Source organism: Hymenobacter norwichensis DSM 15439 (genome assembly GCF_000420705.1).
GTDB classification, from domain to species: domain Bacteria; phylum Bacteroidota; class Bacteroidia; order Cytophagales; family Hymenobacteraceae; genus Hymenobacter; species Hymenobacter norwichensis.
The window spans coordinates 1-24,098 of sequence record NZ_ATVL01000014.1 but is presented as its reverse complement, the minus strand read 5'-3'; the positions used below and the strand labels follow the sequence as shown (position 1 = coordinate 24,098).

The 24,098-nt window shown below is 57.1% G+C and carries 22 protein-coding genes; 11 read left to right on the top strand and 11 right to left on the bottom strand.

All coding sequences use genetic code 11. The features are described from left to right. Positions 1-199: 199 nt before the first annotated feature. Positions 200-487 (top strand): DUF7683 domain-containing protein, encoded by a 288-nt coding sequence (locus G536_RS0124900; RefSeq protein ID WP_022826330.1) that lies wholly within the window; start codon positions 200-202, stop codon positions 485-487. A 487-nt stretch (positions 488-974) separates the two neighbouring features. Here G536_RS0124900 and G536_RS0124895 read toward each other — a convergent pair whose 3' ends face one another. Further along, the gene (locus tag G536_RS0124895; protein WP_022826329.1) at positions 975-1,394 is read right to left on the bottom strand and encodes a hypothetical protein; all 420 of its coding nucleotides are present in this window, start codon (positions 1,392-1,394) and stop codon (positions 975-977) included. 156 nt (positions 1,395-1,550) lie between these two features. Here G536_RS0124895 and G536_RS0124890 point away from each other — a divergent pair, with 156 nt between their 5' ends. The 3 genes from G536_RS0124890 to G536_RS0124880 all read left to right on the top strand — a co-directional run bounded on the left by G536_RS0124890 (position 1,551) and on the right by G536_RS0124880 (position 3,348). Then, entirely contained in the window at positions 1,551-2,012 is a 462-nt protein-coding gene (locus G536_RS0124890) for a hypothetical protein (RefSeq protein WP_022826328.1), read from the top strand. Positions 2,013-2,169: 157 nt separating this feature from the next. Beyond that, the gene (locus G536_RS0124885; RefSeq protein ID WP_157530941.1) at positions 2,170-2,589 is read left to right on the top strand and encodes a hypothetical protein; all 420 of its coding nucleotides are present in this window, start codon (positions 2,170-2,172) and stop codon (positions 2,587-2,589) included. Positions 2,590-3,003: 414 nt separating this feature from the next. Further along, positions 3,004-3,348: a hypothetical protein gene (locus tag G536_RS0124880; RefSeq protein ID WP_022826326.1), complete on the top strand. Its 345-nt coding sequence runs from the start codon at positions 3,004-3,006 to the stop codon at positions 3,346-3,348. Between the two features lie 260 nt (positions 3,349-3,608). Here G536_RS0124880 and G536_RS0124875 read toward each other — a convergent pair whose 3' ends face one another. Beyond that, on the bottom strand, positions 3,609-4,199 hold the full coding sequence (locus tag G536_RS0124875; RefSeq protein ID WP_022826325.1) for a hypothetical protein: 591 nt from the start codon (positions 4,197-4,199) through the stop codon (positions 3,609-3,611). A gap of 440 nt (positions 4,200-4,639) precedes the next feature. Here G536_RS0124875 and G536_RS0124870 point away from each other — a divergent pair, with 440 nt between their 5' ends. Beyond that, positions 4,640-5,269 carry a hypothetical protein gene (locus G536_RS0124870; RefSeq protein WP_022826324.1) on the top strand — a complete coding sequence of 210 codons (630 nt, stop codon included), beginning with the start codon at positions 4,640-4,642 and terminating at the stop codon, positions 5,267-5,269. 425 nt (positions 5,270-5,694) lie between these two features. Here the strand turns inward: G536_RS0124870 and G536_RS29825 are convergent, their stop codons facing one another. The 3 genes from G536_RS29825 to G536_RS32565 all read right to left on the bottom strand — a co-directional run bounded on the left by G536_RS29825 (position 5,695) and on the right by G536_RS32565 (position 8,390). Next, positions 5,695-6,429 carry an SDR family NAD(P)-dependent oxidoreductase gene (locus G536_RS29825; protein ID WP_022826323.1) on the bottom strand — a complete coding sequence of 245 codons (735 nt, stop codon included), beginning with the start codon at positions 6,427-6,429 and terminating at the stop codon, positions 5,695-5,697. A 294-nt stretch (positions 6,430-6,723) separates the two neighbouring features. Next, positions 6,724-7,329 carry a Crp/Fnr family transcriptional regulator gene (locus G536_RS29820; protein WP_022826321.1) on the bottom strand — a complete coding sequence of 202 codons (606 nt, stop codon included), beginning with the start codon at positions 7,327-7,329 and terminating at the stop codon, positions 6,724-6,726. Between the two features lie 350 nt (positions 7,330-7,679). Next, positions 7,680-8,390 carry a DUF6624 domain-containing protein gene (locus G536_RS32565; RefSeq protein WP_169515166.1) on the bottom strand — a complete coding sequence of 237 codons (711 nt, stop codon included), beginning with the start codon at positions 8,388-8,390 and terminating at the stop codon, positions 7,680-7,682. A gap of 729 nt (positions 8,391-9,119) precedes the next feature. Here G536_RS32565 and G536_RS0124845 point away from each other — a divergent pair. Continuing rightward, on the top strand, positions 9,120-10,739 hold the full coding sequence (locus G536_RS0124845; protein WP_169515165.1) for an SBBP repeat-containing protein: 1,620 nt from the start codon (positions 9,120-9,122) through the stop codon (positions 10,737-10,739). A 41-nt stretch (positions 10,740-10,780) separates the two neighbouring features. Then, complete coding sequence (locus G536_RS0124840; protein ID WP_022826318.1) at positions 10,781-10,984, top strand: hypothetical protein; 204 nt, start codon at positions 10,781-10,783, stop codon at positions 10,982-10,984. 109 nt (positions 10,985-11,093) lie between these two features. Here G536_RS0124840 and G536_RS0124835 read toward each other — a convergent pair whose 3' ends face one another. Together G536_RS0124835 and G536_RS0124830 are read right to left on the bottom strand one after the other, a co-directional pair. Then, a complete protein-coding gene (locus G536_RS0124835) occupies positions 11,094-11,558 on the bottom strand; it encodes a hypothetical protein (RefSeq protein WP_022826317.1) in 465 nt (154 codons plus the stop codon). 60 nt (positions 11,559-11,618) lie between these two features. Continuing rightward, positions 11,619-14,477, bottom strand: coding sequence for a T9SS type A sorting domain-containing protein (locus G536_RS0124830; protein ID WP_084708879.1), 2,859 nt, complete (start codon positions 14,475-14,477; stop codon positions 11,619-11,621). Positions 14,478-14,817: 340 nt separating this feature from the next. On the opposite strand from G536_RS0124830, the gene G536_RS0124825 reads away from it, so the two are divergent. Then, positions 14,818-15,060 (top strand): hypothetical protein, encoded by a 243-nt coding sequence (locus tag G536_RS0124825; RefSeq protein ID WP_022826315.1) that lies wholly within the window; start codon positions 14,818-14,820, stop codon positions 15,058-15,060. Between the two features lie 230 nt (positions 15,061-15,290). On the opposite strand, the gene G536_RS0124820 is transcribed toward G536_RS0124825, so the two are convergent. The 3 genes from G536_RS0124820 to G536_RS0124810 all read right to left on the bottom strand — a co-directional run bounded on the left by G536_RS0124820 (position 15,291) and on the right by G536_RS0124810 (position 18,485). Then, positions 15,291-16,385 (bottom strand): NHL repeat-containing protein, encoded by a 1,095-nt coding sequence (locus G536_RS0124820; RefSeq protein ID WP_022826314.1) that lies wholly within the window; start codon positions 16,383-16,385, stop codon positions 15,291-15,293. Positions 16,386-16,557: 172 nt separating this feature from the next. Next, positions 16,558-17,877, bottom strand: a complete 1,320-nt coding sequence (locus G536_RS0124815) for a Y-family DNA polymerase (protein WP_022826313.1) — start codon at positions 17,875-17,877, stop codon at positions 16,558-16,560. Positions 17,878-17,954: 77 nt separating this feature from the next. After that, complete coding sequence (locus tag G536_RS0124810; RefSeq protein WP_245575888.1) at positions 17,955-18,485, bottom strand: LexA family protein; 531 nt, start codon at positions 18,483-18,485, stop codon at positions 17,955-17,957. Between the two features lie 479 nt (positions 18,486-18,964). Between G536_RS0124810 and G536_RS0124805 the strand changes: the two genes are divergently transcribed. Continuing rightward, positions 18,965-20,905 carry a T9SS type A sorting domain-containing protein gene (locus tag G536_RS0124805; protein ID WP_022826311.1) on the top strand — a complete coding sequence of 647 codons (1,941 nt, stop codon included), beginning with the start codon at positions 18,965-18,967 and terminating at the stop codon, positions 20,903-20,905. Positions 20,906-20,971: 66 nt separating this feature from the next. Here the strand turns inward: G536_RS0124805 and G536_RS0124800 are convergent, their stop codons facing one another. Further along, positions 20,972-21,265 carry a hypothetical protein gene (locus G536_RS0124800; protein WP_022826310.1) on the bottom strand — a complete coding sequence of 98 codons (294 nt, stop codon included), beginning with the start codon at positions 21,263-21,265 and terminating at the stop codon, positions 20,972-20,974. A gap of 1,081 nt (positions 21,266-22,346) precedes the next feature. Here G536_RS0124800 and G536_RS0124785 point away from each other — a divergent pair. Together G536_RS0124785 and G536_RS0124780 are read left to right on the top strand one after the other, a co-directional pair. Beyond that, a complete protein-coding gene (locus G536_RS0124785; protein WP_022826307.1) occupies positions 22,347-22,610 on the top strand; it encodes a hypothetical protein in 264 nt (87 codons plus the stop codon). Between the two features lie 38 nt (positions 22,611-22,648). Continuing rightward, positions 22,649-23,089: a hypothetical protein gene (locus G536_RS0124780; protein WP_022826306.1), complete on the top strand. Its 441-nt coding sequence runs from the start codon at positions 22,649-22,651 to the stop codon at positions 23,087-23,089. The last annotated feature ends 1,009 nt before the right edge of the window (positions 23,090-24,098 follow it).

Sequence of the window (24,098 nt, the reverse complement as noted above, 5' to 3'; positions counted from 1 at the left end):
CTACGTAAGCAGCCCCTTTCTGGCCACTGAACAGTTAACTAATAGCTTTCGCTGGGGCCGACCTGAATGGGCATCGACTTTTGCAACAGCCACAAATCTTATGTTAAGCAACTTTTCCTAGGAAGCCTGTTCGCGGGCAAATGAACCTGCCTCTATCTTTTGTCTATTTTAGGTGTCAAGTCAAAATATACTGGTGTATTTGCGTTGGCAACAAAGGAAAGGCCTCGAAATCGGACTGTTCACAATGAAGATACAACGCATGGTAAGTTGGTTTCGGCTTGATACCGAAGCCCTGGCAGGGGAGCTTGTGGTAGATCATATACCGCTGGACACGTTGAGAAGCATTTTTACACCTCCACCGACCGACGAACTGCTCTATAATCCCTATGATATTCAACAGCGAGAAGCCTTGCTTTTAGCCCCTTGGATTGATCTACGCTTTGAGTTCGCTGCCTACTCTTATCAACTCGACTGCTTTCAAGCATAGCTTGTCGTGTCCGAGAAGCAATTGCTTCTGTATAAAGCGTTGGTGAGCTTAAAAAAGTGCTGAATGAGAGCTATCCTAATTTACGCCTTGCGGCTCCTACTGATTGTCGTAACAGGCGCCACGCTCTTCCTGAATCTCCTCGTCAGTAGTTCTTCTCATAACATCCCGTTCTCTACCCGGACGGCGTATTGTACCATGCCAGCCATTTGTGGATCCTTATGCTTCGTCAGCTTTAGATTCCTGTCATTAAGAAAGTAACATCAACCTATTGGTTAGAACACCACCTTATCCGATTTGCTGAAGTGCTTGCTCCAAAGCCTTAAGGCGGCTAAATGCCCTCCAAAAAAGGCTCGAACAATGGACGACCATCACTACCCCTACAGAGTGCTGGAAATGACGTTTTTTCAGGCTGTTGTGGCCATCCTTTTTTGGACAGGCTAAAGTGAGTGTAAACCGAGTCCCTTTTGGAAGTTATTCGTCTTGCCTCTCATTTCAATTGGATGTGTTGCCTCTCGGTTTGCACTTGCTTGTACCCATTCACCTCGGCATAACGCCACGTAGTCACCTCCAGCTGTTGCTCTCTTTTTCGGTAGACGGAGATATCCTGCGTCCCTGCTAGTTTGACGATAGAATCACCTATTGTCACATAGCGACCAAAGGCCGAGGGGCCATGCAGTGTCACCGGTTGTGCTTGTTGATGAAAGCGCACTGTGGGAATGCCTCTACCAAAGCTGATAATTTGTTGAACCCGGCCACGAATAGTGGCTTGTTGGTAGGCATCAACTTTAGGCTCACTAACGAACTTGATGTATAAGAAGATTAAGGAGAATCCTCCCAAGAAAAACAACGGTATGGCGAACGCCACGAATCGTTTCTCTCGTTTCGTGGTGCTTTGTTGAGGTAGCATAGAAGCTGGTGCCACGTTTAGAGGCGTTACTTTACATAAAAAGGACTTCTCAGACACATGATAAGCTTGCTAGTATCACTGTATTGGCACCAATTTACCACCCGGCATACGACGTGATACCGGGATTCTGAGGATGCTCTATCCGACTGTGTATCTATGAAAAAAGAGGCTTTTGCTCTGGAGACGGTCGTCCGGTATTCCACGCTCAATTTACTAGGGTACCTGCTCATTTGCCTGCTATTAGAAGTTGTGATCATTCATCACTTATGGACCGTCAAACCCTGGGGGATTGGAGCACCATTTATGTTCTTGATGGGCATCGGGTGTGTCTTTGTCGTCTGCCGCCAACTTTGGCTTCTTTTTCACAACCGGCCTCAAGTAACTATTAGCGACGAAGGTATCCGCCTCGCTTCGGGGGCACTCGATACCTGGGAGAATATTCAGGATGAGGAAGTACGAAAGGTGCGGCGTGGCCGGGGCACCGATATACTTCTATACTATACCGTGGCTGGAGCAGTGCGTCAGTTAAATATTCGAGAATTGGCGATTAGCTACTCGCAGCTTGCAGCACTGCTTGAGCAACACCGAAAGCGGTTTGATAAGCGGCACAACCCTTAAACTTTCTTGCTTCCCGAAAGCATGAACGAGACTTTTCTGTACCCGACGCTACTAAAAAGTCTCGCCTCAACCTTAAAGAAATTGATTGGCATGATATCAATTGTACCCGTCACCCCGGAACAGTGGTGATTTTCGCCCGACTGCTTCTATCCTGCAATTGTGGAACTTTACCGTGAGTGTAGGTTCAAAAGGAGTGTCTTTTGTTTTCTATACTGAATCATCGATAATGGTCTTTTTCAAAAAGTACTGGTGGGTACTGAGTTTTATAGTATTACTATGGCTTGGTGGTTCTTATTATGCCATCCAAAGCAATCAAGCCTCCTTCGAGTCAATTTTCCGTACAGAGGTGGCTGGAGAAATTCAATCCCTCGACATCACAAATAGAGGCTTTGCGGTGCGCGTGACCTTAACGAACCTCCACCGTTACCATTTCTTTCCAGTCGACCGAGGCGACCGTGGATTTATAGCCGTGGCAGCTGTTGGTGACAGCCTGCGAAAACGTTCCTTTTCAGATACCCTCTTCCTCATTCGAAAGGGCCGGGTAATGCGCTACATGTTTAAAAAAGTACTCTATTGACCCTGCCTATACTATCGAAAACCAAGGAACGACACTTCAAAACAGGTATGATCTTCCATGATTACCCACGCCGTTACGGCTATGCCAGCGTACGTACTGCTGGGCCAACTAGCGCTGCGCAGTGGGTCCTAGTTGTGGGTTGAGTTCCTTCACTAACTTATAGAAGCGCTTCACTTTAGCCCCGTAACATTTTCCAAACGGTGGTGGCTGTTGCAGAACTCCCGGTGAATGCTCCAATCATGCGTTTATCGGGAGAGGCCACCCTAACAAGCAATTGAAACAGCGTTTCGCTTGACGAAAGATCACAGTCAACGCATTCAAGACAGGACCCACAGACTTCTGCAACAGCCACCACTCTAATCCGAACACCTTCTGGCTGCCTACCTTGGCAAACATAATTCGACGTATGTCAGCATGAATTCTTTTAGAGCGTTTTCGACGCGCCTCAACCGCGTCTCATACTTCTTCGTAGGCTTCTGCTTTGTTTTTGCGTTGGGTTGCGCGGTGTATTTCGTTTTTGCCCGCACGCCCCGTTTCCTATTCGACGTCAAAGACAGTTTGCTGGAAAATTCGCAGCTGATGGGGCTGATTGGCGAAGAAGAGGGTTACAACCTTTGGTATTCTGGGGAAGAAGCACCTCAGCGGACTTTTCGGGTAACAATAAAGGGCCGCTGCCCCGAAGCAAGCCTAACTGTGCGTGGTACTTATATGGATGAGACGTATGCCGTAATGGATACAGTACTAGTCAAGTGCCCTTAAAAAAACGTCCCTTTCCCTGAGCAACTGGCGGCGCTTGCAAGGCGCACTATTGACCGGGGCTTACAAATGCCGATACCCCTATAGTTAGCCAGTGTAGCCCTTGCCAGCCTATCCGGTGGTACGCGGCCTTGCTGAAACTAGAGCAGCAGGGGGCAGCAGCTGCGCCGGGGTTGTTACGAATGCTAAACGGCTACTAAGCAAAATGAATACAGACCTCTAAGCATGATATGGACTATTCAGTCGTATTACTGAGCGTGAGGCTACTCAGATTCGTGCCGCACCGTGAACTCGAAACGACTACCAACGAAATAATTGTCGTCCAGTGTCAAGACCTTTAAATTCGACGGGGCAGGCGTGTAACTGGGAATGATGGACGTGTGAATGCCGTATTCACCCACTTTGGCGGCGTACCGTTGGATGAGTGGTTCGGGTCCATTAGCAAGCAGTGCATGCCCCAGTTGTAGCTGCGCAAAGAGTTCTGAAGGAAAAGGCTGCCACTTGCCGTAGGTGGCCAAGTAAATCTGGAGCAAGTCAAACGAGAGCTCTTTCAGGTGTTCCGTATGGCCCTTGATGTACAGGCTGCTGTGGGGCTCTTGGTACGGCAGCAGCAAGGGGTGTGAGTCGGTTAGGTCGTGGGCGGCAAGCCAGAAGTACTCCCTAAGGGCAAAAGAGGTTAAGTCGGAAATGGCCAATGAGAAATCGACCTGCCTTCCGGAGCCCTCAATGTCGACTAAGGACAACCGCAAGGTTGGGACCGGCGCGGTGAAATTAATTTCGTGAATATTGAACACGTATGCGGCGTAATCAGCGGAATCGATGATTTGCGTCAGCCCTGGCAGGTTTAGCAGCATGTTGGATAATGGTTTCCCAAAGGAACGGTTTACAGGAAGAGCTCCTGCAAAGAACAGGCGGAATAGGCCGCGCGGGTAAGCGTAACTAGCAGTGAGGGCTTGCAAATGCCGATACCACACTAGTTAGACAGAAACGCGAAATAGGCGGCTGGTTGGACGGCCTTCTTTCGCGGAAAAGTTGCTTAACAGAATGTTAGTTATAGCGCCGATCTTGGAAAAGTAATAAGTAGCGATTCTAATTTATCAGTGCTTCATCTAGTATTTTTTTACTTAAAGGACCTGTTCTATCTGCTGCTCTCTACTTAATATTCTGCCTACTATGCAACGAGGCAGCGCTTTTTTGTTTCTTCCCCATATCCGAGTTCTTACTTTAAAGTCACCCCACCATCTTCTTTCTCGTTGTTATGCTACTCCGTCACGTTGCCTTCTGTACCCTGTTGATGAGCACGCCCTTACTCAGCTACGCACAATCTGCGGCGGCCTCTGCTGATGGGCCACCAGCCTACCGCTTTTACGTGGGAGTGGGGGCCTATACCAGCAAACACGAGCATTGGGGGAGCCGCGACGGACTCCCCTCTACCCATCCCCTGCAACTCACCCTCGGCTATCAATTGCGCCCCCGCCTAGCCCTGCAGGTAAGCGGGGTGTCTGCGATCACCAAAGGGTCTACTGCGGGCTTCGTGCCGCAAGCTAATGGTACACTTCTTCCCTACTCCCGGAAGTACGCCAACCGGTCTACCTCCCTCTCGGCGCTGGGTCGCTACACGCTCACCCGCACGCCGGCCCATCGGTTGCAAGTCGACGGGCTCGGCGGCTTTACAGTGCACCATTATTCCTTTGACGGCACGGGTTCCTACCCCGATAGCAACGCTCCCGGGGGCTTTAGTGGCTACGAGCAGCAATCGCGCACTACGGACCTCTTACTCACGGGGGGCGTGAGTGTACGCTACCGGCTCAGCACGCACCTCGAGGCGGTGGCCGACGGGACGGTGAGCACCAGCCTACGGGCCTTACGGGACGTAACCCCGGCGGGCGCCTTGGGGCTGCGCTATAATTTCGGCCGCCGGTAAGCCACTGGTTGCCTTAGCTAGTCGAATTAGTATACCGGGCGTAGGTTTCAATCAGCAATCAAAAAGGCGCTTTTGGCAAAGCGCCTTTTTGTATAGTCGCAACAGCCCCTAGACTAACGTTGTTCATGACAAGGCGTGACAAATGAATCTGTAATGCTCTAAGAACGAGTATTCTCAGAAAGCTATAGGTCCGTATCATTACTTGAACGGTGAACTACAGTATGTAAAAACCATCATACAAGCTGAAGCCTGAATAGGGGGCGAAGTTGGCTGTGGTTACAAGGGGTGGTCAATTCTTAATCGGGGGGAGTTGCCAACGCCCACTTTTTAGGGCTTTCCCCTGCTACCATCTTGGGTATAACGCGGAAAGGGCACCTCCATGCGAGTTGCCCTTTCCCTCTATTTACGCCGCTCTTCCGCGGTGGCTACCACGGGCTTTCGGTTTCGCCGACCGGCGCATCGCGGCTAAAATACTTCCCGGTGGGGCCATCGGCCCCGAGGGCAGCATACTGGGCGACAAACCGGGCTGCATCCGTGACCGCCCCGCCTTGGTGCCCGGTGAAGTCGGTGGCTGTCTGGCCGGGGTCGACGGCATTCACCTTAAAGCCTTTCGCCTGCAATTCATGCGCCAGGAAGACGGTGTAGGCATTGAGCGCCGTTTTGGAGGGACCGTACGCCGCTAGTTTATAGGCTGCATGCACCCACGTCGGGTCGCTTTGCAACGTGAGCGAGGCCAGGCCCGAGGTGATGTTGACAATGACGGGAACTTGTGCCTGCTCAAGCAAGTCCAGAAAGGCCTGCGTCACGTCGATGGGGCCAAAGAAGTTGGTGTCGAAGACCTCGCGTAGCTGGGTTGTGCCAGTCGTCAAGGCGTTTTGGGGCGTCTGACCCAGAATGCCGGCGTTGTTGATCAACACGTCCAGCACCGGCGTCTTCTCTTGAATGGTCTGCTTGGCCGCCTGGATGGAGGCTTGGTCGCACACATCGAGTTGAATGGCTTCGACGTGTGGGAGGCCGGCTTCGGCCAAGTGGGCCACGGCCTGCTGGCCTTTGGCTAAGTCCCGGCAGCCGAGGTACACAAAATAGCCTTGCCCGGCCAATTGGCGGGCGGTTTCCAGGCCGATGCTTTTATTGGCACCGGTAATGAGCACATGTTTCATGCGTTACGGGAGTGTAAGTACGGGGCAAAGGTCCGGCGGTGGCCGAACGGCCGACTTACCTTTGGGTAAAAAGCGGCGGCGGGCGGGGGTATTCGAAGCCGGCAGGCGGGTAGCAACCGGGAAGCCCGGCTGGCGGCCGCTGTTCAACACCGACAAGCGGTTTCTGTGACCGTCAGGTCCGCCGCAACCCGTTGTTGCCCGAGCCGCCGGGGTACGCAACGACGCCGGTCGCGCCGGGTGCGGGTAGCCCCTGGCTTACCCGGGTCTGGTTACTAGCGAACTAGGGAAAGGCGTTCAGCTAATGGCATCTGGCAAACTGGCTTGGCTATCCAGCCGGCGGCGGATCCGACTCAGCGACTGCGGGGTGACGCCGATGTAGGATGCCAGGTAGGCGAGCGGAATCCGGTTGGCCAGGCCCGGGAACGTGGTCAGGAACTGCGCGTAGCGGGCGGCTCCGTTGGGGCTGACCAGCGCGCTGCGCCGGTTCATTTTCTCCAGCAGGGCCTGCGTGAAGAGCTGCTGCTCGACTTGCGGCCAGACGAGAATGATGCGGCTCAGCTCCTGCCAGGCGTGGGCCTTGAACACGAGCACCTGCACCGGCGTCACGGCCTGCACGTACTCGGTGCAGGGCTGCTGAAACCGGTAGCTTTGCAAATCCACCACGAAGTGGTTTTCTTCCACAAAGTACTTGGTGTGTTCGGTGCCCTCCCGGTCGAAGTAGCACACGCGGAACACGCCGGCCACGACGAAGCCGATTTCCTGCGCCACGCGCCCGGCCTGGGAGAAATAGTCGCCCGGCTGGTAAGTGCGCGCCAGGGCCTGTTGGCGGATAAGGGCGAGTTGCTGGTGGCTGAAATGGTGGAATTGCAGCAGAAAGTGGTCGAGGAGCGAGTCGGTCATGAGCGCAAGCGGGTATCGCCTGGCGTGGGGCCAGGCAAGCGGATCGCCTCAAAGGTCATGCCTGGGGTACAGGCTGGAGTTACCAACTGGTAAAAAGCACGGGCGCCTCATTAGGAATAGAAGCGATGGAGAGCAGCTTTAGCGAGGCATACTGCGCTTGTACATTTTTAAACGACCGTGGCTGTTGCAGAACCCACTAGCCAGCTCGTTAACAGGATGGGGTAGCAGATAAAACAGAGGTAAACGGCACGTGTGCGAACCTTTCTAGCTCGGTTTGGCTCGTAGGAGCCTTCCGTAACACGAGCCTACTGAGTTCTGCAACAGCCACGGTCAATTACAGAACGTAAAAACTACTTTCCTGATGATTTTAGAATCAGCGTGCCAGGCTGTAGACGAGGCAGGATAGGCTCTAACTGCATCGTTGCCCGCCGGTGGTCTAACTCAGCCAAATCCTCTACTGGAAATAGGTAATCTTCTGTCTGACCGTTTTCTAGCACCCGTCTACCTCGTTGGGTGCCATAGCGTTGTGGTTTGTCCTGGTTGTGTAATAAACGGTCTAGATAGGTCGCATAATTGAAGCCAGATAATTCGCCACGCATATAGGTTGCACGAAGAGTATCTTGATAACTAGCGTGCACAGCCACCGGCGCATGCTGAATTAAGAGATACGCTTGTCCAACCGCTTCTTTACCGGCTGTAGTAGCCCGTGGCCACCCATAGCGACGCTCAGCGGCCTGAAATGCTTGCAGTCGGCTAGAGTCTTGACGCATCAACCACCGATTCGCACTGTCAGCAGCAGCAGATTTAAAGCCGTGTAGCTGAAATACGTTGAATAGGGCCTTTCTATCCTGCCAATCTGCGGTAGCTAGTTGGTCTAGTAGTAACCGATACGGACGATAAACTACCGAGTCTGGTAGCCCTGTCGTTACTGGAGTATGAGTGCGCTGCGTTACGCTACTAGATGTGCTACAGCTAGATAGCCAGAAAAGCAAAGCGTTTGCTAATGCCAATATGGAAACTACACGAATGCCTATCATAGCCGCAATATCGAGCGTCAGCAAATTAGTCTGCTGTTCTGTCTAAAATGCTACACGAGTGGCGCCTCGTAGAAAGGCCAAAACTCGCACTGATTCCAAGAGCGGGTTTATAACAAACGTGGCTGTTGCAAAAGTCAATGCCCGCTCAGCAGGGTCTCAGAAACAGCTAGTGGTTGGCTAGTTGTACGCGGAAATTGCCTGCCTCAATAGCGCCTATAGCTGACTGCTAGACTTTTGCAACAGCCACAAACATTATGTTCAACAGCGGCTCCTGAGAGGCCGTCTAGCTAAGTGCCCTGGCTTGGACATTTTGTAAACGTCCTATTGTAAGTCGTCCAAGGCACTGACAATTCGCTCGCTATTTTCTACCCAATTGGCACCTGCTATTTACTAGCAGCCAACGTCCTGGTTTTGTCCATTCTAGCGAGACCACCTCCGGCTGCCGCTAAGTAATCCGCTGGCCCGAAAGTCTACATCTGCACTAACGGCCGCACGGAGGTCTACCACAGTAGCGAAGACTGCTCTGCTATGTGCCGCTGCACCTATACGAGCAAGGTGCTTCAACAAGCCAAGCGCGGGGTTCCGGATTGCGCGAGTACATGAACTGCTTTTAGGCATACCTGCATTACCTTGCTAGCGCTTCCCGCTTTCAAGAGTCGTCTGCTATAAACTCATCTTCCATCGAGCTATTCTTACTACATGTTCTTTCTTAGCCGCCGCTCGCTTTCCCATTTGGCTACTTGCCTAGTAGGTATGCTGTTCCTACACTTTGGCACACTAGCCCAATCTGCACCTACTTGGCAAAGTGCTCGGGCGATAGGCACGGGCTCTGAGTATAGTCCGGAAACAGCCGTTGACGCGGCGGGCAACTTCTACGAGGTGGGTACCTTCTTTGGTACGACTACTGTCGGTGGTACGACGCTTACGAGCCAAGGGGATAGAGATGGCTACGTCGCCAAATTTACCCCAACGGGTATTTTAGCCTGGGTACGTCAGCTAGGCGCAGCAGAGTATGAAGCCGTAAATGGTGTAGCCGTTGATGCTACTGGCAACGTCTATATCACGGGAGCTTTTTCAAACTCTCTTACGCTGGGGAACAACTTATTTCTCACTGGAGGCGCTGGGCCGCGCAAGGTCTTCGTCATCCGCTATTCGCCCCAAGGCACACCGGAATGGGTGCAACAGGGGGCCCTCATTACTACGGCTTCTAGTGAAGGCAATAGTATCGGGACCGATGCCAATGGGAACGTGTATGTGACAGGACTTCTGGGTCGTACCCTTACCATTGGTTCGACTACCATTGCCCTTACAGGAACCAATCCCGGCAGTGGAACCGGCGCCTTTTTAGCCCGCTTTTCGAGCAGTACAGGGGTATTGCAGTCACTGCTACCGGCTTTCACCTACTCTTCTACTACTAACACCATCACGTATACTGATCCTAAACTGGCGGTGGCTGCCACGGGCGAGGTGTATTTGTTCAACACCATTTTCCAGTCCATCGTCTTCGGCAGTACGATCCTCACCACGCGGGGCCAGACCGACGTAGTAGCCGCTAAGTATAACGCACAGGGCACTTTTATGTGGGCTCGGCAATTTGGTGGCACGTCTACCGACTGGCTAGGGAACGGGGCCGTTGACGCGGCGGGCAACCTCTACGTGGCTGGCGAATTTGTCGGCCCCGCTACCTTTGGAACGACTACGCTACCTGGTTACGGCAGCAGCGACGGCTTTCTGGTGAAGTGCTCGGCCCAAGGGGTAGTGGAGTGGACTCAGCCTAGCGGCGGGCTTGGTTCAGATCGGCATGCGGCCGTGAAGGTTGATGTCGCCGGTAATCCCTACGTGATTGGTGGCTTTAACAATACGGCTCAGCTTGGCCCCATAACATTGACTAGTGCCGGCGGCTACGACGCGGTGGTGGCGACCTACACGCCGCAGGGGCAATTGCGCTGGGGGCAAACGGCGGGTGGCCCTGGTACAGATTCCGGCTTCAGCCTCGGGCTTGATGCCGTAGGCAACGTGTATGCCCTAGGCACTTTTGACAGTCCTTGCTCTTTCGGTTCCCTCACGCTCACAAGCCCCCTGATCTCTGAGCGATTTCTAGCCCGCCTCGGTAATGGTACGCTCGCCACACAAGCCCGTCAAGCTATCTCAGTAGGTCTGTATCCCAACCCGGCCACTACGACCGTACACCTGCCTAACGTACCCGTAGGTAGTCGAGTACAGTTGCTCGACGCGGTAGGCCGTATCGCTCACACCACAGTGGTAACGGCTGGTGCCACTGCCTCGCTACAGGGACTGATACGCGGCTTGTATGCGGTACGGGCCACAGATGCACAGGGTCAGCAGTATACAGGTCGGCTGATAGTGGAGTAAAAACTGCTTATGCCTGTAAACGCAGTTTTACACTTTGCCTCATGATCCAGCTATACGACGACGACAAGGGCAAGGCAGACTCCTGTGAGGCAACGCTCATCGATCCGGAAGCACTAGGCACCCAGCTTGCGTATGGCCTAGGTGCCACCCCACAACTAGCAGTGGAGAATCTAAAACAGGCGATTGAGCAGCGGATAGCTTTGTTGCAGGCGATCGACTACAGCCAGATCAGTTTGCAGGGCTAGCAATCCGCCAGTGGCCACACTATATCGGGTGGTTCCTGCGCGTGTACTCTCTTTTGGAGTCGGAGAAGTCCTTATCGACTACGCTGAAGTTTGCCACTGCTCAACCTTGTTACTGGTACTCCTGAAAAGTAATAGGAGGCGTTTTGGCAATGACAAGGCTGCGGCCGGCGTCCGTGTAGCGGTGCAGGTAGAAGTAACAGGTAACCGGGCGCTGCAACTGGGCATTCTGCCGAAGGGCGGCCATCGGATACGTGATGGTGAGCGTGTCGGCGCGCTGCGTGACGGTGGCGATGCCTTCTCGGCCATTCGAGAAGGTGCGGCGTGGATCCGTGCTTTGAAACTTGATGGACACCGCGAACCCATACGCCGACTGCTCCCCGTCCGCCAGGCGGTAGGCCACTTTGGCTCGCAGCACCGACTGGGGCGTGAGCGTCACGCACGGGGGCTGGTTGAGCGTGAGTAAGGTGATGCTACTCAGCTCGGCAGCAGTTGTTGCTGCGGGGGAGGGCCCCACGAGTCGAGGGCCCGCAAAGCCTATGCCGGCCAGCACGGTCAGATAGAATAGTCCTTTCATAGGAGTTGAGAGAGGGCAGGTACCAGCCCGACAAGAACCACTGGAGACGAATAGCAGTCCTTAGTGTACCACCAGCAGTTTGCGGGTGGCCACCTGTTGGTGCTGCAGCACGCGCACGGTATACACCCCCGTTGGCAACGCACTAGTGGGAATGCGCACGGCTTGTGGGCCTGCCCCCTGCGTGGAAGACAACGTCACTACTGGCCGACCCAGCACATCCAGCACCTGCACCGTCACAGCAGCCGAAGTCGGCAGGTAATAAGAGAGCGTCGCCGATTCGGTGGTGGGGTTGGGGAACAGGTCCAGTGCCAGCATGGGCTGCGCGGCTGGCGTGGACAAGGCCGTGTTGCGGGTGTACCAGATAGGCGAGGTCACGATGCGGTCGCCGTCCTGCTCGATGATGACGGCATAGTAGTAGGCCGTGCTGCCGTTGGCCAGCGCCGCATCCGTGTAGCTGAGCGCCCCCGGACCGGTTACCGAGGCCACCGTCTGCGCTGCTACCCCACTACCCGGCGTGCCCTTAAGCAAGGTGATCGAGCGAATAGCCTCGCCGTCAATATCGTTCACCGACAGCGCAATGGCCGGGGTGGATGCGCCCGTGAAGAGGCTGCCCATCGGCTGCCCGTTCAGCGTGAAGGTGACTTCCGCGTTCCAGTCGTCGGAGGCATAGAAACTGCGCTGGCGCATGGCCCCGAGCAAGTCCGTGGGGGTCAGATTCGGTGCTACAATCACCAACCGGCCCGCCGTGGTGCGGTTGAACGTCGTGTTGTGGTTGTCGTGGTCCAGGCTCACGCCGACGTGGTAGCCTTTGGCCAGCAACGTGGTGTACGTGCTCTCGTAGCTGCCGGTGGAGGGGTTGCTGTACGTAATGTTCGTGGAGGTAGCGGGTCCCGAGCGCAGCGGCGTGCCCACCACGGCCGAGTCGGCCCAGGGCTGGAAAGGGCCCCCATCCAGGTTGTTGTAGTCACCGCTCTGCGGGTGAGCCAGCGAGGCAAAGGCGCCCGGCCGCTGGTTGATCTGCCGGAACAAGGCCCGGTAGTCGGAGCGCGGCACCAGCACGTCGTAGTTGCCCGGCTCCCAGCCCAGCAGCTGATTCACGCCGTAGACCAGTACGTGCCCACCGCCGGAGATGACGCCCCACTCCATGCCATACAGGGCCACGAACTGCGCGTTGGTCGCCTGCTGGGCCTGCTGGATGCCCAGCGCGTAGTTGGGCCGCTGCATACCGGCCTGGCTGTGGTTGTGGTCCGAGATGCCCAGGAAATCCGAGTGCAGACTGGCATCAGCGAAGGTGAAGTCCTGCAAGGGCGTGGTGGCCCCCGACGTGCCTGCATCCTGGTTGCCGTCCGAGTAAGCCGAGTGGGCGTGCAGGTTGCCGTAGTAGTAGTTGAGCGTACCCACGGGGGGTACGGGGACCACGAGCTGGGTAGTAGCGGGCGTGGCAGTGCGATACGCGATCGAGCAGCCCGTGCCGTTGTAGTCGTACACCGCTACGTAGAGCGTCTGCCCGGTCGGCAAGTTAGAGAGCGTCACGGAGTTGCCCGAGCCCGCATACACCACGAACTCGCCTGGGGCTAGGGCCGTGCCCGTGCCGTAGGCCGCATTGGCCGAATAGAACATGCCGCTTACGGGCACGGTCGTCGGGGCCTGCCCAGCGCGCACCACCACGAGCCTACCACTGCCGTTACCCGGCGTCCACGACACGACTGCACCTCGCGTGCCCGAGAGAGTGGCCGTCGCCGACGTGGCCGGAGTGGTTGGGGCGGTCGCTAGCTGGCACGGCAACGTAGTAAAAGTGCCCGTCGCCGGGGCGCTTTGCAAATAGTTGGTGGTGCAGCCCGCGCCGTTGTACTCGTAGATCTGGTAGGTGTAGGTCGTACTCGGTTGCAGGTTCTGCACCGCGCCGCTGGTGGCCGCATCACTTAGCAGCACGTAGGCCCCCGTGCCCAGTGCGGCGCCGCTGCCGAACACGCCGCTGCCCGGATAGGTCGCCCCGTCCACCGGCGCGGCCGTACTCGCGCCCGGAGCGCGGACTACTACCAGTCGGCCGGTACCGTTGCCGGCCCCCCAGCTCAGGGTGGCCTCGGTGCTGGTCAGGTTGACCACCGTGCCGGCCGTGGGGCCCTGCGTCGGTTCGGGGTCCTGCGTGCAGGGGGCAGTGGCGTAGATATTATCGAAGATGGCGGTTTCGGTGGCCGTAGTGGCGTGGTTCCAGAAGCAGCCCAGGTAGGGCAAACTCGTGCCGGTGTAGGTGGAGTCGGTGCGCGAGCCCACCCGCACAAAGACGCTGGTGGCCGGGTCATCGAAGCTGGCCGTGTTGGCCGTCTGCTCCAGCGTCCAGGTATTCTCCTCGGCCGTATATGTCACGCGCACCGTCGAGGCGGGGCCCGTAGTGGCGTTGGGGGCGACGGCCACCGAGACCAGTGTCCGCAGGTTGGCGTTGGCCACCAGGCCCCCGGTGTAGCGCACCAGGCGCAGGCTATCAGTAGCGCCGGTGTTGCCGTAGACCACGGCATAGCCGTTGCCCGTGAGCAGGTCGGCGGAACTGGCGGCCAGCACGAAGGCGATACCGTAGTTGTTGCTCAGAAAGCCCGAGGGGTTGGGCCGCGACTGCTGCATGTTCCAGGCCCAGGTCAGCAGCCCGGTATTGGCGCGCAGCATGGGGCTGTAGCGGGCCGATACGTCGCGGGTAACGAAGTCCTTGCCCTGCACCCCGCTGCTCAGCCGCAGCCGGCCGGTAGCAATGGTGGCCCCGGTAGACACCGTCGTCTCCGTTTCCACCCAGCCGTTGCCCACCGTGGGGCTATCAGGGCGGTTGAAGTCATCGAGCAGGATCGGCGTTTGTGCCTGCACTGCCCGCCCACCCAGCAAGAGGGCTGCGCAAAGGGCAAAACGTTGAGAGAGAGTAGAAAAAGTCATAGAGAAGCAGCATCGATGAAGGGCAGGCAAGATACCGCATTGCCCACCGGATTGCTATTTAATCCGGTTATCGTTCCATGATGCTGCTCGACCCCAGACCAACGCCGGGCGGTAAAAAGAGGTTGTGTTTATAGAAAAAAGGATAATGAACACAAATAGTGCAATTCAATTTGCTATTTTTGATTTCGCTCTTAGCGGCCCGGCCGGTGTGCCTCGTCGCTACCCTACCGGCTGGAAAACAAGCGTGCCCTGTTCCCTCTGTTTCCTGCTTTGCGGGTAGGTCGTAACGCGTCGCTCTGCCTGCGTTGCGGCCTGCCAGCTCTCCGCCGCCTATTGCCTTATGCTTTCCCAGCAAGAATTTCAGTCCCTGGCCTTCGACCAGCAGGACGAGTATGTGCGTGCCCACGGCCACTACCAAGCCCAGCGCTGGTACGAGAACTATAGCGTCGAACTCTACGAACTGCCCACCTTCCAGTGTGAATTGTGGCTGGAGCAAGAGTGCGTGCAGCAACCGCAGTACCGGATGCTCACCAGCGGTAGCGCCGTGGAGTTGTACGCCTCACAAGAACTGCTGCCTTATTAAGCAGAGGTGGGCGACATATAGAGCGCAAGGGCTTGGGTAGTCTAAGAGCTATTGTCTCCGTCTTTCCGTTCAACCCGCTCCACTAAGTGCCGCGTAGCAAACGGCCTATCCTACCATCGATAATACGATTCAGCCAGGTTGCGTAAGTGTAGTGGCAGGGTAGGATGTGGCTAGCTACGCCTGTGCAATGGAGAGGGAAAAAGGCAGGTGCCTGACGCCTAGTACAGAGCTTATTGAATACGCCGAATCAGCTGGTTTTGCGTGTCCGCTACGTACACAATCGATCCATCGGCGCTGACGGCCACGCCAAAGGGAAATTCAAACCGCGCCTCCCGGGCGGGCCCATCCTGGTGGCCCCAACTGCGCGTATGGCCGGCCAACGTGGTCACCTCGCCGGTGGGGGTGATGCGGCGCACGGTGGAGTTGATATAATCAGCTAGGTAGAGCACACCTTGCGCATCGATTGCAATGCTGTTGGGATTATCGAAGCGCGCAACAGGCCCCTGCCCATCAGTGGCGCCGTGCTTGCTGGCCAGACCCGCTAGGGTACGCACCTCGCCGGTGGGGTGAATCGTGCGAATGGTGTGGCTGCCGTTGTCAACTACGTAGAGCGTGCCGCGGGCGTCAAGAGCGATGCCGGAAGGATGGAAAAAGCGAACCGTCGGTCCCGCGCCATCCACCGCGCCTTTTTTGCCGACCACGCCAGCCAGCGTGTTGACTTCGCCCGTTGCGGAGACAGTACGAACGACATGGTTTTCGGTATCGGTCACGTAGAGCAGGCCGCTGGCCGCCACAGCAATGCCGTGCGGGAAGTTGAACTGGGCGGCTGCTCCTGGCCCGTCGGCACTGCCTTTCTGGCCGACCTGGCCAGCTAGCGTCGTAACCACGCCGGCCGGCGTCACCTGGCGAATCGTCTGGTTTCGGCCATCGGTGACGTACAAGGTGCCTTGCGCATCCAGCGCAAGACCGGCCGGGGTGTTGAAGCGGGCGGCGGCTCCGGTCCCATCGAGGCTACCTTTGACCCCGGCCTGCCCGGCGAAGGTGCTCACGACCCCGGTGGGGGTTATGCGACGAATGGTGTGGTTGTTGGCATCGGCCACGTAGACGGTGCCATCGGGGGCCAGGGCAATACCCATCGGGCGGTTGAAACGCGCCGCGGCTCCTGCCCCATCGGTACTCCCTTCCTGCTTGGCCATACCGGCTACCGTCGTGACGGTGGCGGGCAGGACGCGCGAGGTGAGGACTTCGGTGGCGGGACGTTGCGCAAAAGCAGGCGCAGCTAGGAGCAGCAACGCCACTACGTAGCGGGAGGCAATACACTTCATTGAATAGGGGCGAACAGACGCGGCTAGCGGGCTTGAAACAGAAGGTCGCAGGCGACCGGCTGGGTTGTAGTACATAGGGGTAGGCCCTCGAAATATACGACTCTGCTGCCCGGTCTACTTCGTACGCCGCCGGCCCATGAACTAGTACAGGCGGTAAAACCCGTTGGGGGCGTTACCGGACGGTCAGCAGCTCGTCCAACCGGGTCGTGTAGGCCGGCGTACGGTGCTCGGACTTGCCGAGCCAAGGCGCCGGCTGGCCCGCGGCTGGGACCGTAGCTGCCGGGCGCACGGTGCCCCGGCCGAAGCGGTGGTTGAGCGCATCCAGACGCTGCATCAGCTGCTGAGCGCGCGCGTCGGATACCGGAGCAGTGGTCGCCGTAGCGGGTGCAAACAGGTCGAGCTGCTGGCCGCGGCCGGGTGGTTCCAGGCCGTCGAGCACCACGCCGGCTTTCACGTAGCGGCGGCCGGGCTCGTAGAGGCGTTCGAGCAGGCGACGGCCATAGGCCAACAGGCGGAGCGTATTGGCCGTGGGGCCGCTGGGCAGCGTGAGCGTGGTGGAGCGGGTGTAGGGTGGCGGCACGCGCGTATCGTAGCGGTCCTGGCTGAGAAAAATGGTCAGCAGGTGGGCCTGATCACCCTGGGCACGCAGCTTTTCGGCGGCCCGGCTCAGGTAGGTGCTGACCGCGCCCCACAGGTCCTCCAGGCCGGTCAGGCGCTGGCCGAAGCTGCGGGAGCAGCTGATGCTCTGCCGGGATAGGGTGCCGTCTTCGCTGGGTTGCAGATCGTGGCAGGGCTGGCCGCGCAGTTCCTGCACCAGGCGCCAGCCCACGACCCCGCCCAGGTGCTTGCGCGCCCAGGCTTCAGATACCTGGCTTAGGTCCCAAGCCGTGCGCAGGCCCTGCGCCTGCAACTTGCCGGCGTACTGGCGGCCCACGCCCCAGACGTCGGCTACCGGCAAGGCGCGCAGGGCCCGTTCCCGCCGCGAGTCGGTGTCGAGGCGCAGCACGCCGTGCAGCTCGGGGTACTTTTTGGCCAGGCGGTTGGCCACTTTGGCCAGGGTCTTGGTGGGGGCCATCCCCAGGCAGGTCGGAATGCCCGTGCAGCGGAGCACATCCGCTCTGATGCGCTGGGCGCGGGCGTCGAGCGTGCCGCAGAAGCTGGTCAGCCCGTGCAGGTCGAGAAAGGCTTCGTCGATGGAATATACTTCGACCGCGGGGACGTGGTCGGCTAGGCGGGCCATGACCCGGCGGCTCATGTCGCCATAGAGGGCATAGTTGGAGCTGAGCGCGTGGCCCTGGTGTTGGCGCAGTAGGTCGCGCACCTGGAAGAAGGGGGCCCCCATGGGGATGCCGAGTTGCTTGGCTTCGGCGGAGCGGCTGACGACGTTGCCGTCGTTGTTGGAGAGCACGACCACGGGACGCGCGTCGAGGCGGGGCTGGAAGACCCGCTCACAGGAAACGTAGAAGTTGTTGCCGTCGACGAGGCCGTACATAGGCGGTAAGGGGTAAGTAGCGGATCGCTACGGGCTGGTGGCGTAGTGCTGGTCCGCCAGCGAACTGCTTGGCAGCGCTAGTCCCGGCTGCGGAGCAGGGCTGTGAGTTTGCCGGGAATCAACTCGTGCACGACGTGGGTGACCACGCCCCAGATGCGCAGATTTTCGGGGTCGGTGATTTCGTAATCAGCATAGTCCGGGTTTTCCGCTTGCAGCCACCAGCTCCCCTCGCGGCACACCAAGCGCTTGACGGTACACTCCCCCTCGAGCACCGCCACCACAATGTGGTTGTGGTCGGCTTCGAGCCGCTTATCCACGGCCAGCAGATCGCCCGGGTGGATTTCCGCGTTTTTCATGCTCTCGCCGGCGACGCGGATCAGGTACGTGGCTTCGGGATGGCGAAACAGCAAGCGGTTCAAATCGAACAACTCTTCCAAGTCATCGGAGGCCGGGGAGGGGAAGCCACACGGGACCAGGGAGGCAAACAGGGGTAGGTAGAGCGTGGTGGTAGGCGTTCCTACGTTGATTAATTCAATGGTCGTCATGCGGCACGAGAAAAGAGCGAAGGCAGCAAGTATACTAATAAAGTTAGTTATATGGTTGCACAATAAATAGGCTCTTGTACAAACAGAAAAGCGATGCAGAGAGCAAAGTGGCCTTTTTTATCGCAAAAATGCAGTATTTGACGTGTGCTAAACGGTTGTTAAAACTAATTAAAATAGCATAATCGTCGTCATATCTTGCTGGGCACAGTGAGGTGAACGCCCCTCTTGGAAATAATGAGCGGCGAAAGAAAGATTTACTCCTACTTTAGCACTTATAGTAGAATTACTTTTGTTTTTTCGCCTTTTCTTATTCCATTCTTCCTATTATAATGACACAGTTTCTACCCTCGGCTTCGGCCAAACAGACTCTACGCACTCCTTGGCTACGGCGCTTCGCGTGTCTAGCAGGAGTGCTCACGGTCGGCTTTAGTGGGCATGCCCAACGCATCGCACCAACTACTTCCCCGTTGCCTAGCCCACCCCTTCTCCGCGCCGCAGTGGCCCAGGTGGTCCCAGGAGCGGCGACCGCTGCCGCACAAGCCGTGACAATTCCTTCGTGGACGGGGGTAGCCTCGCTGCGTCAGAATCGCAGTCAGCATGCGGCCGTCGCGCTCGCCAATAACATTTACGTGTGGGGCGGCTACGTCCGCGGAGCCAACGGGGATGATGTACCGATTGAGCGCAGTAGCCTGGAAATTTATGATGCCGCCACCGACACGTGGCGGACGGGGGCGCCGTTGCCCCGCGTGACGCGGGGCCAAGCGGCCGCGGCCGGAACGGACGGTCGTATCTATAGTTTTGGCGGCGCCATCGGGCTTCGCTTCGCCGTCATCAGCAATTCCTACCAGTACACACCCAGCACCGATTCGTGGCGGGAAGTGGAGCGGATGCCGATTGGGCAATGGTTGGCCGAAGCTGCCACGGGCAATGATGGCCGCATCTACGTTTTCGGCAGCTACACGCAGATTTACTCGCCGGCTACCAACACCTGGGACGTGCTCGGGGGCATGCCAACGAGCCGCTATGGCCAAGTGGTGATCAAGGACAGCAATGGGCTTATGCATACCATCGGCGGCACCAATGGTACAGTTGCTCTAGCTACCCACGAAGTGTTCAACCCGGCCACCAACCGGTGGACGACGGCGGCGCCGCTCCCAGTGGCGCTCAATCAAGCAGGAGGCACCCTCGGGGCTGATGGCAACCTGTACGTGGTAGGCGGCAAGCAGAGCTTCCTCAATAATACGGCCCCCTTCTACAACACGGTGTACGTCTACTCGCCTACGACCAACTCGTGGCGCCAGGATACGAGCTTGCCAATAACGCTGGGGGAAACCAAAGCCGTCACGATAGGCAATGCCATCTACACCATCGCCGGGGTGAGTGGCATGCCCGCTTTCCTGCAAGAGAATCAAACCAGCGCGGTCTTCCGCGCCACCCTCTGCCAAGCGCCGGAGCTGACGTTGCCCCCGAATCAAGCGGTTTCGGCGGCGCCAGGTCAGTGTAGTGCGCGCGTGGCATTTGCCGCTTCGGCTACCAACCAAGCGACCCTCACTTATACCCTTCGCGATACGCCCATTACGTCACCCTACACCTTCCCGGTGGGCTCGACGGTCATTCAAGTGACGGCCAGCAACTGCGCGGGCTCCGTCAGTGCCCCCTTGGTCGTGACGGTGAGCGATTCCGAGGCGCCCACGGTGTTGGCCGCTGGCTTGCAAGCGGCCTTGGTTAACGGGACGCGCACGATTGAAGCTGGCGATATCGATTATGGTAGTTTCGACAACTGCGGCACGATTACGTCCATGACGTTGAGTAAGAGCACGTTTACCTGTGCTGATATCGGTCCCAATCCGGTAACACTGACCGTGACGGATAATGCCAATAACACCGCCTCGCAGACGGTGACCGTGCTCATCACCGACAACACGGCTCCGGTGGTGCTAGCGGCGGGCCTGCAAGTAAACTTGATCAACGGGACGCGCACCATTGAGGCCGCGGACATCGACTATGGCAGCTATGATGCGTGCGGCCGCATTGCCTCGCTGACGCTGAGCAAGACCACGTTTAGCTGTGCCAACGTGGGCCCGAACGACGTCACGCTGACCGTGCGCGACAACGCCGGCAATACTTCTTCGAAGACGGTGACGGTGCTCGTGACAGCGGATGCTACCTGTACGCCGTCGGCCCGGCCCAACACCACAGGCAGCTTGGCGCTAGCTGGTGAGGTCGGCAAGCTGCAGGTATACCCCAACCCGGCGACTACCGAGGCGACGCTGGTTTTCGAAGCCCAGCAAGCCGGGCGAGCACAAGTGCTGGTTTACAATTCGCTCGGCCGCCTGGTGGCCACGCTTTATGATGGCGTGGCGCAGGCCGGGCAGCGGTATGAGCGCACCCTACAGGGCGCGAGCTTGCCCGCGGGCCTCTACACTTGCCGCTTCCTCGGCCAAGGCAAGAGCGTCACCCAGCGCCTCATGCTCACGAAGTAAATGTTTCCGCTTACTAAGGCTGGGTAACCAGAAAGGCCTCCGAGGATTCCTCGGAGGCCTTTCTGGTTATACGGTCATCCTTTCCTCGACGGCCTCGGCAATGTCAATCTCCTCCATTGGGGGAACGGGGGCAAAGCGTGACTCGTGAAAGTTGGCCTCCGGAAAGCCGGGCGCTACGTCCGCGTTGTTGATCTCAACGAGCGTAATGCCGTAGCCGCGGTGGGTGTCGTACACGCCCCGCACAGTGTAAATGGGCCCGCGCTTAGGCGTCTGAATGTTCGGGTTCTGCACCAGCAGCAGCGTGAAGTCATCGTTGGTGCACACCACTTCCTGGCCCGGATGAAAGAGAGGCGGCTTCATAGTCCTACAAAGCTAGCGCTATTGCAGCTGCACTGCGAGGGAAGGGAAGAAGCCGCTACTAAGCCGACTCCTGCGTTCCTCTCCCCTCAGTACCCTACCCTTGCCTTGCGCCATTTCACCGGTTGCCATCCGGTCAATTCGCTGGAAACGGCTTTTTTGCTTTTTCCAGTCGCAACCCACAGCGCACGCGCCGTTCATCCAGTCAAAAAAGGGGGTATCCCCATGCGATGACCGGTTGAAAAAGGGAGTATCCCCTCTCGTCATCCGGTTAACTCTCCGGAGCAAACGTTCGTTTTAGTCGCCTATTCACGGCTGTTGACTAGCTAAAAGGGCTCTTTGCGTGGTGCAAGCCGTGTTTTTACGCTGGATCGGTAATTGAGCGTATCTCCTCCGGCGCAGACCCGAATAAAAATGTGATGCCATGCTGAAAACGAGGCGAACGTACCAAGCACAAAGAACCGGTCCTGTTAGGAGAAACGAATCGGCATGAGCCACTTCGCTAGCAACTCTGCTCATGCGCGGGTCGAACACGTTTTCGAGGCCAACGAGCATCGTATAAGAAAAACAGCGCGTTAGAGGGGGCAAGCAAAGGCAGGAGGTCAGTAAAAATGGGCTAGTCAAGAACCAGAAGCATTAAAGTCAACACAGATTGCTCCTTATTGGCGGTGGTCTTATAAGCCCTGGTTCTTCTGCTCGATTCAGTCACCTCCCTTGAAACGGCGTATTCTTGCTCAACCAGCGGGACTGCTGGGATCAGACTGACGAGCCCAAAAGGGCCGCAAGAAAAGAGGTTAAGTACTTTTCCCTGGAAGCTTGCCACATTGTCCCGCGTTTTGCTGCTTTTTGGCAGTTTACGAAGGCTCCTTTAAGTAATGATACAGCAGGCAAGCGAGAGAGGATAACACCCGCCCGCGCGTTTTCTGCGCAACTTGGCGCATCCCTGGCGGTTCTCTTTACCCCTAAGCACAACCACCCGCACGAACGAAGCGCCGCCGGTTGGGCCTCGCGCCAACCGTAGCCCCAACTCGTCTGCGTAGCGCTCGTACGTGCGAGCGTTCTTTTCCGCTCTCCCTTCTCAATTATGCCCACCACGCAGGCAGTCTTTCAGGCCTTTCCCTTTCTCGCCCAAATCGAACTGGTGTGGGACGAAGGCCGCCATCTGGCTACTCGCTACGAAGGCCAGGATACCGTCGTGTTGTACCACCTGCAAGGCGACTTCTTTGTCGAGATGTTTTACAATCAGGTTAACAACGTGCTGCACGAGAAGCTGCGCACTTTTACCAGTACCGTTTTCCTGGAACCGTACGCCACATACATCAACATGGACGATTTGACCCAGAAATAACTATTTGGTTCAGGCGCGCTAGTGAGGATCTTTGCCTTATGCCTCGTAAAGAAAATCTCCCCCAGATCGGCCTGAAGTTGTCGGTGACTGATTACACCTTGCTCCAAGCCGAAGCCGCCCGCGCGGGCGTACCAGTGAACACGTATGCCCGGCAGCTGGTGCTGACCCGGGGCCGCCAACCGCTAGCGGCGGAAGCGGCGGCCGTGCAGGCGCACTATCTGCCGCGGGAGGCCGTCCACAAGGAATTGCTCGACGAGTATTTTCAAGCCGCTCTGCAGGGCCAGCGGTTAGCAGAGCAGCAGCGCTACTTTCGCGAGCAGTTCCAGCTCATTCAGTTCTTTCTCTCGAAAGGCGAGCTGGCTCAGGCCGCAGAAGCGGCCGCCCAAGCCTTAGCCCGGCCTCAACTTCAAGTCGTGCTGCATGGGAAAACCATCCCTGCGCTGCCGCCGGATCCGTTGGCGGGTGCCCCGCTTTTATAAGAGTCGGTACTATACTACGGCATTTACGCGTATAAGTAACTAAACGTCAATATCTTGCAAGAATGTGCAACGAAAAAAAGACGATTTAGGGCCTAGAAATGCCGGGGATACTCCCTTTTTTCTCCGGAGCCAGCGAGGGGATACTCCCTTTTCGCTCCGGATGCACACAGGGGATACTCCTTTTTTGCTCCGGTCAACGCGCCGGGCGTAACTGGTTCGGCTGAACACAGCCTGAAAACGCGGTTTGCAGCCAATTGACCGGATGTTAACCGGAGGATTAGGGTGCCCCTACGGTGGGGATAGCCGTAGGCCCCGTCCCCTACTCCATTGCTTGCAGTACCCAGCGGTTTTGCCGCGTACAGACTAGTCCCACCCAGCCAAGAAGGTAGCACGCGTAATCCACAGCATAGAAGAAGCCCGAGTCTCGGGCAGCGTTGAAATACACCAGCGAGAGATGCAGTCCCAGGTGGAGGCCGGCATTGCCTTCGGGATCGGTACAGAGTTATATAGCGCCAGTAATCGTGCCTCCAGACTGAGGGCAGCAATTCAGGCGCGTAGGGCCAATCGAATAATAGCGATTGATGTGCACATAGAATCTATAGAAAGCAAAGGATAAAAGTAGGCGTAAAGACTATTTAGGTTCCTTAAGTTTGTTCTTCGTGTCGGTAGTATATTTTCTAATTAGCTTTTATCACTCTTCATTATCCTATGTTCGCATGACTCCGTAACGGAGGCAATTGAGAAGGAAAAGGGAGGAGTAAGATTCGTCGATTATGGGGCCATGATGAGCCCGTTAAACATGATAATCCCCTCTCTTTTCCGGGGCTACTTTGGACAGTTCCGTGAGGCTATCAAGCCTGTGTTAGGATAGCAAAAGATTCCCTGGAAATCCTTTTTCTCCCTTCTGTTCACTTTTGAGGTGGTCTAACTATACCGCACAGAAACAGGACGTATATTTCCTGAGTCATGAGCGCAAAAAGCAGCAAGTCCACGCCGGATAGACGGCGCA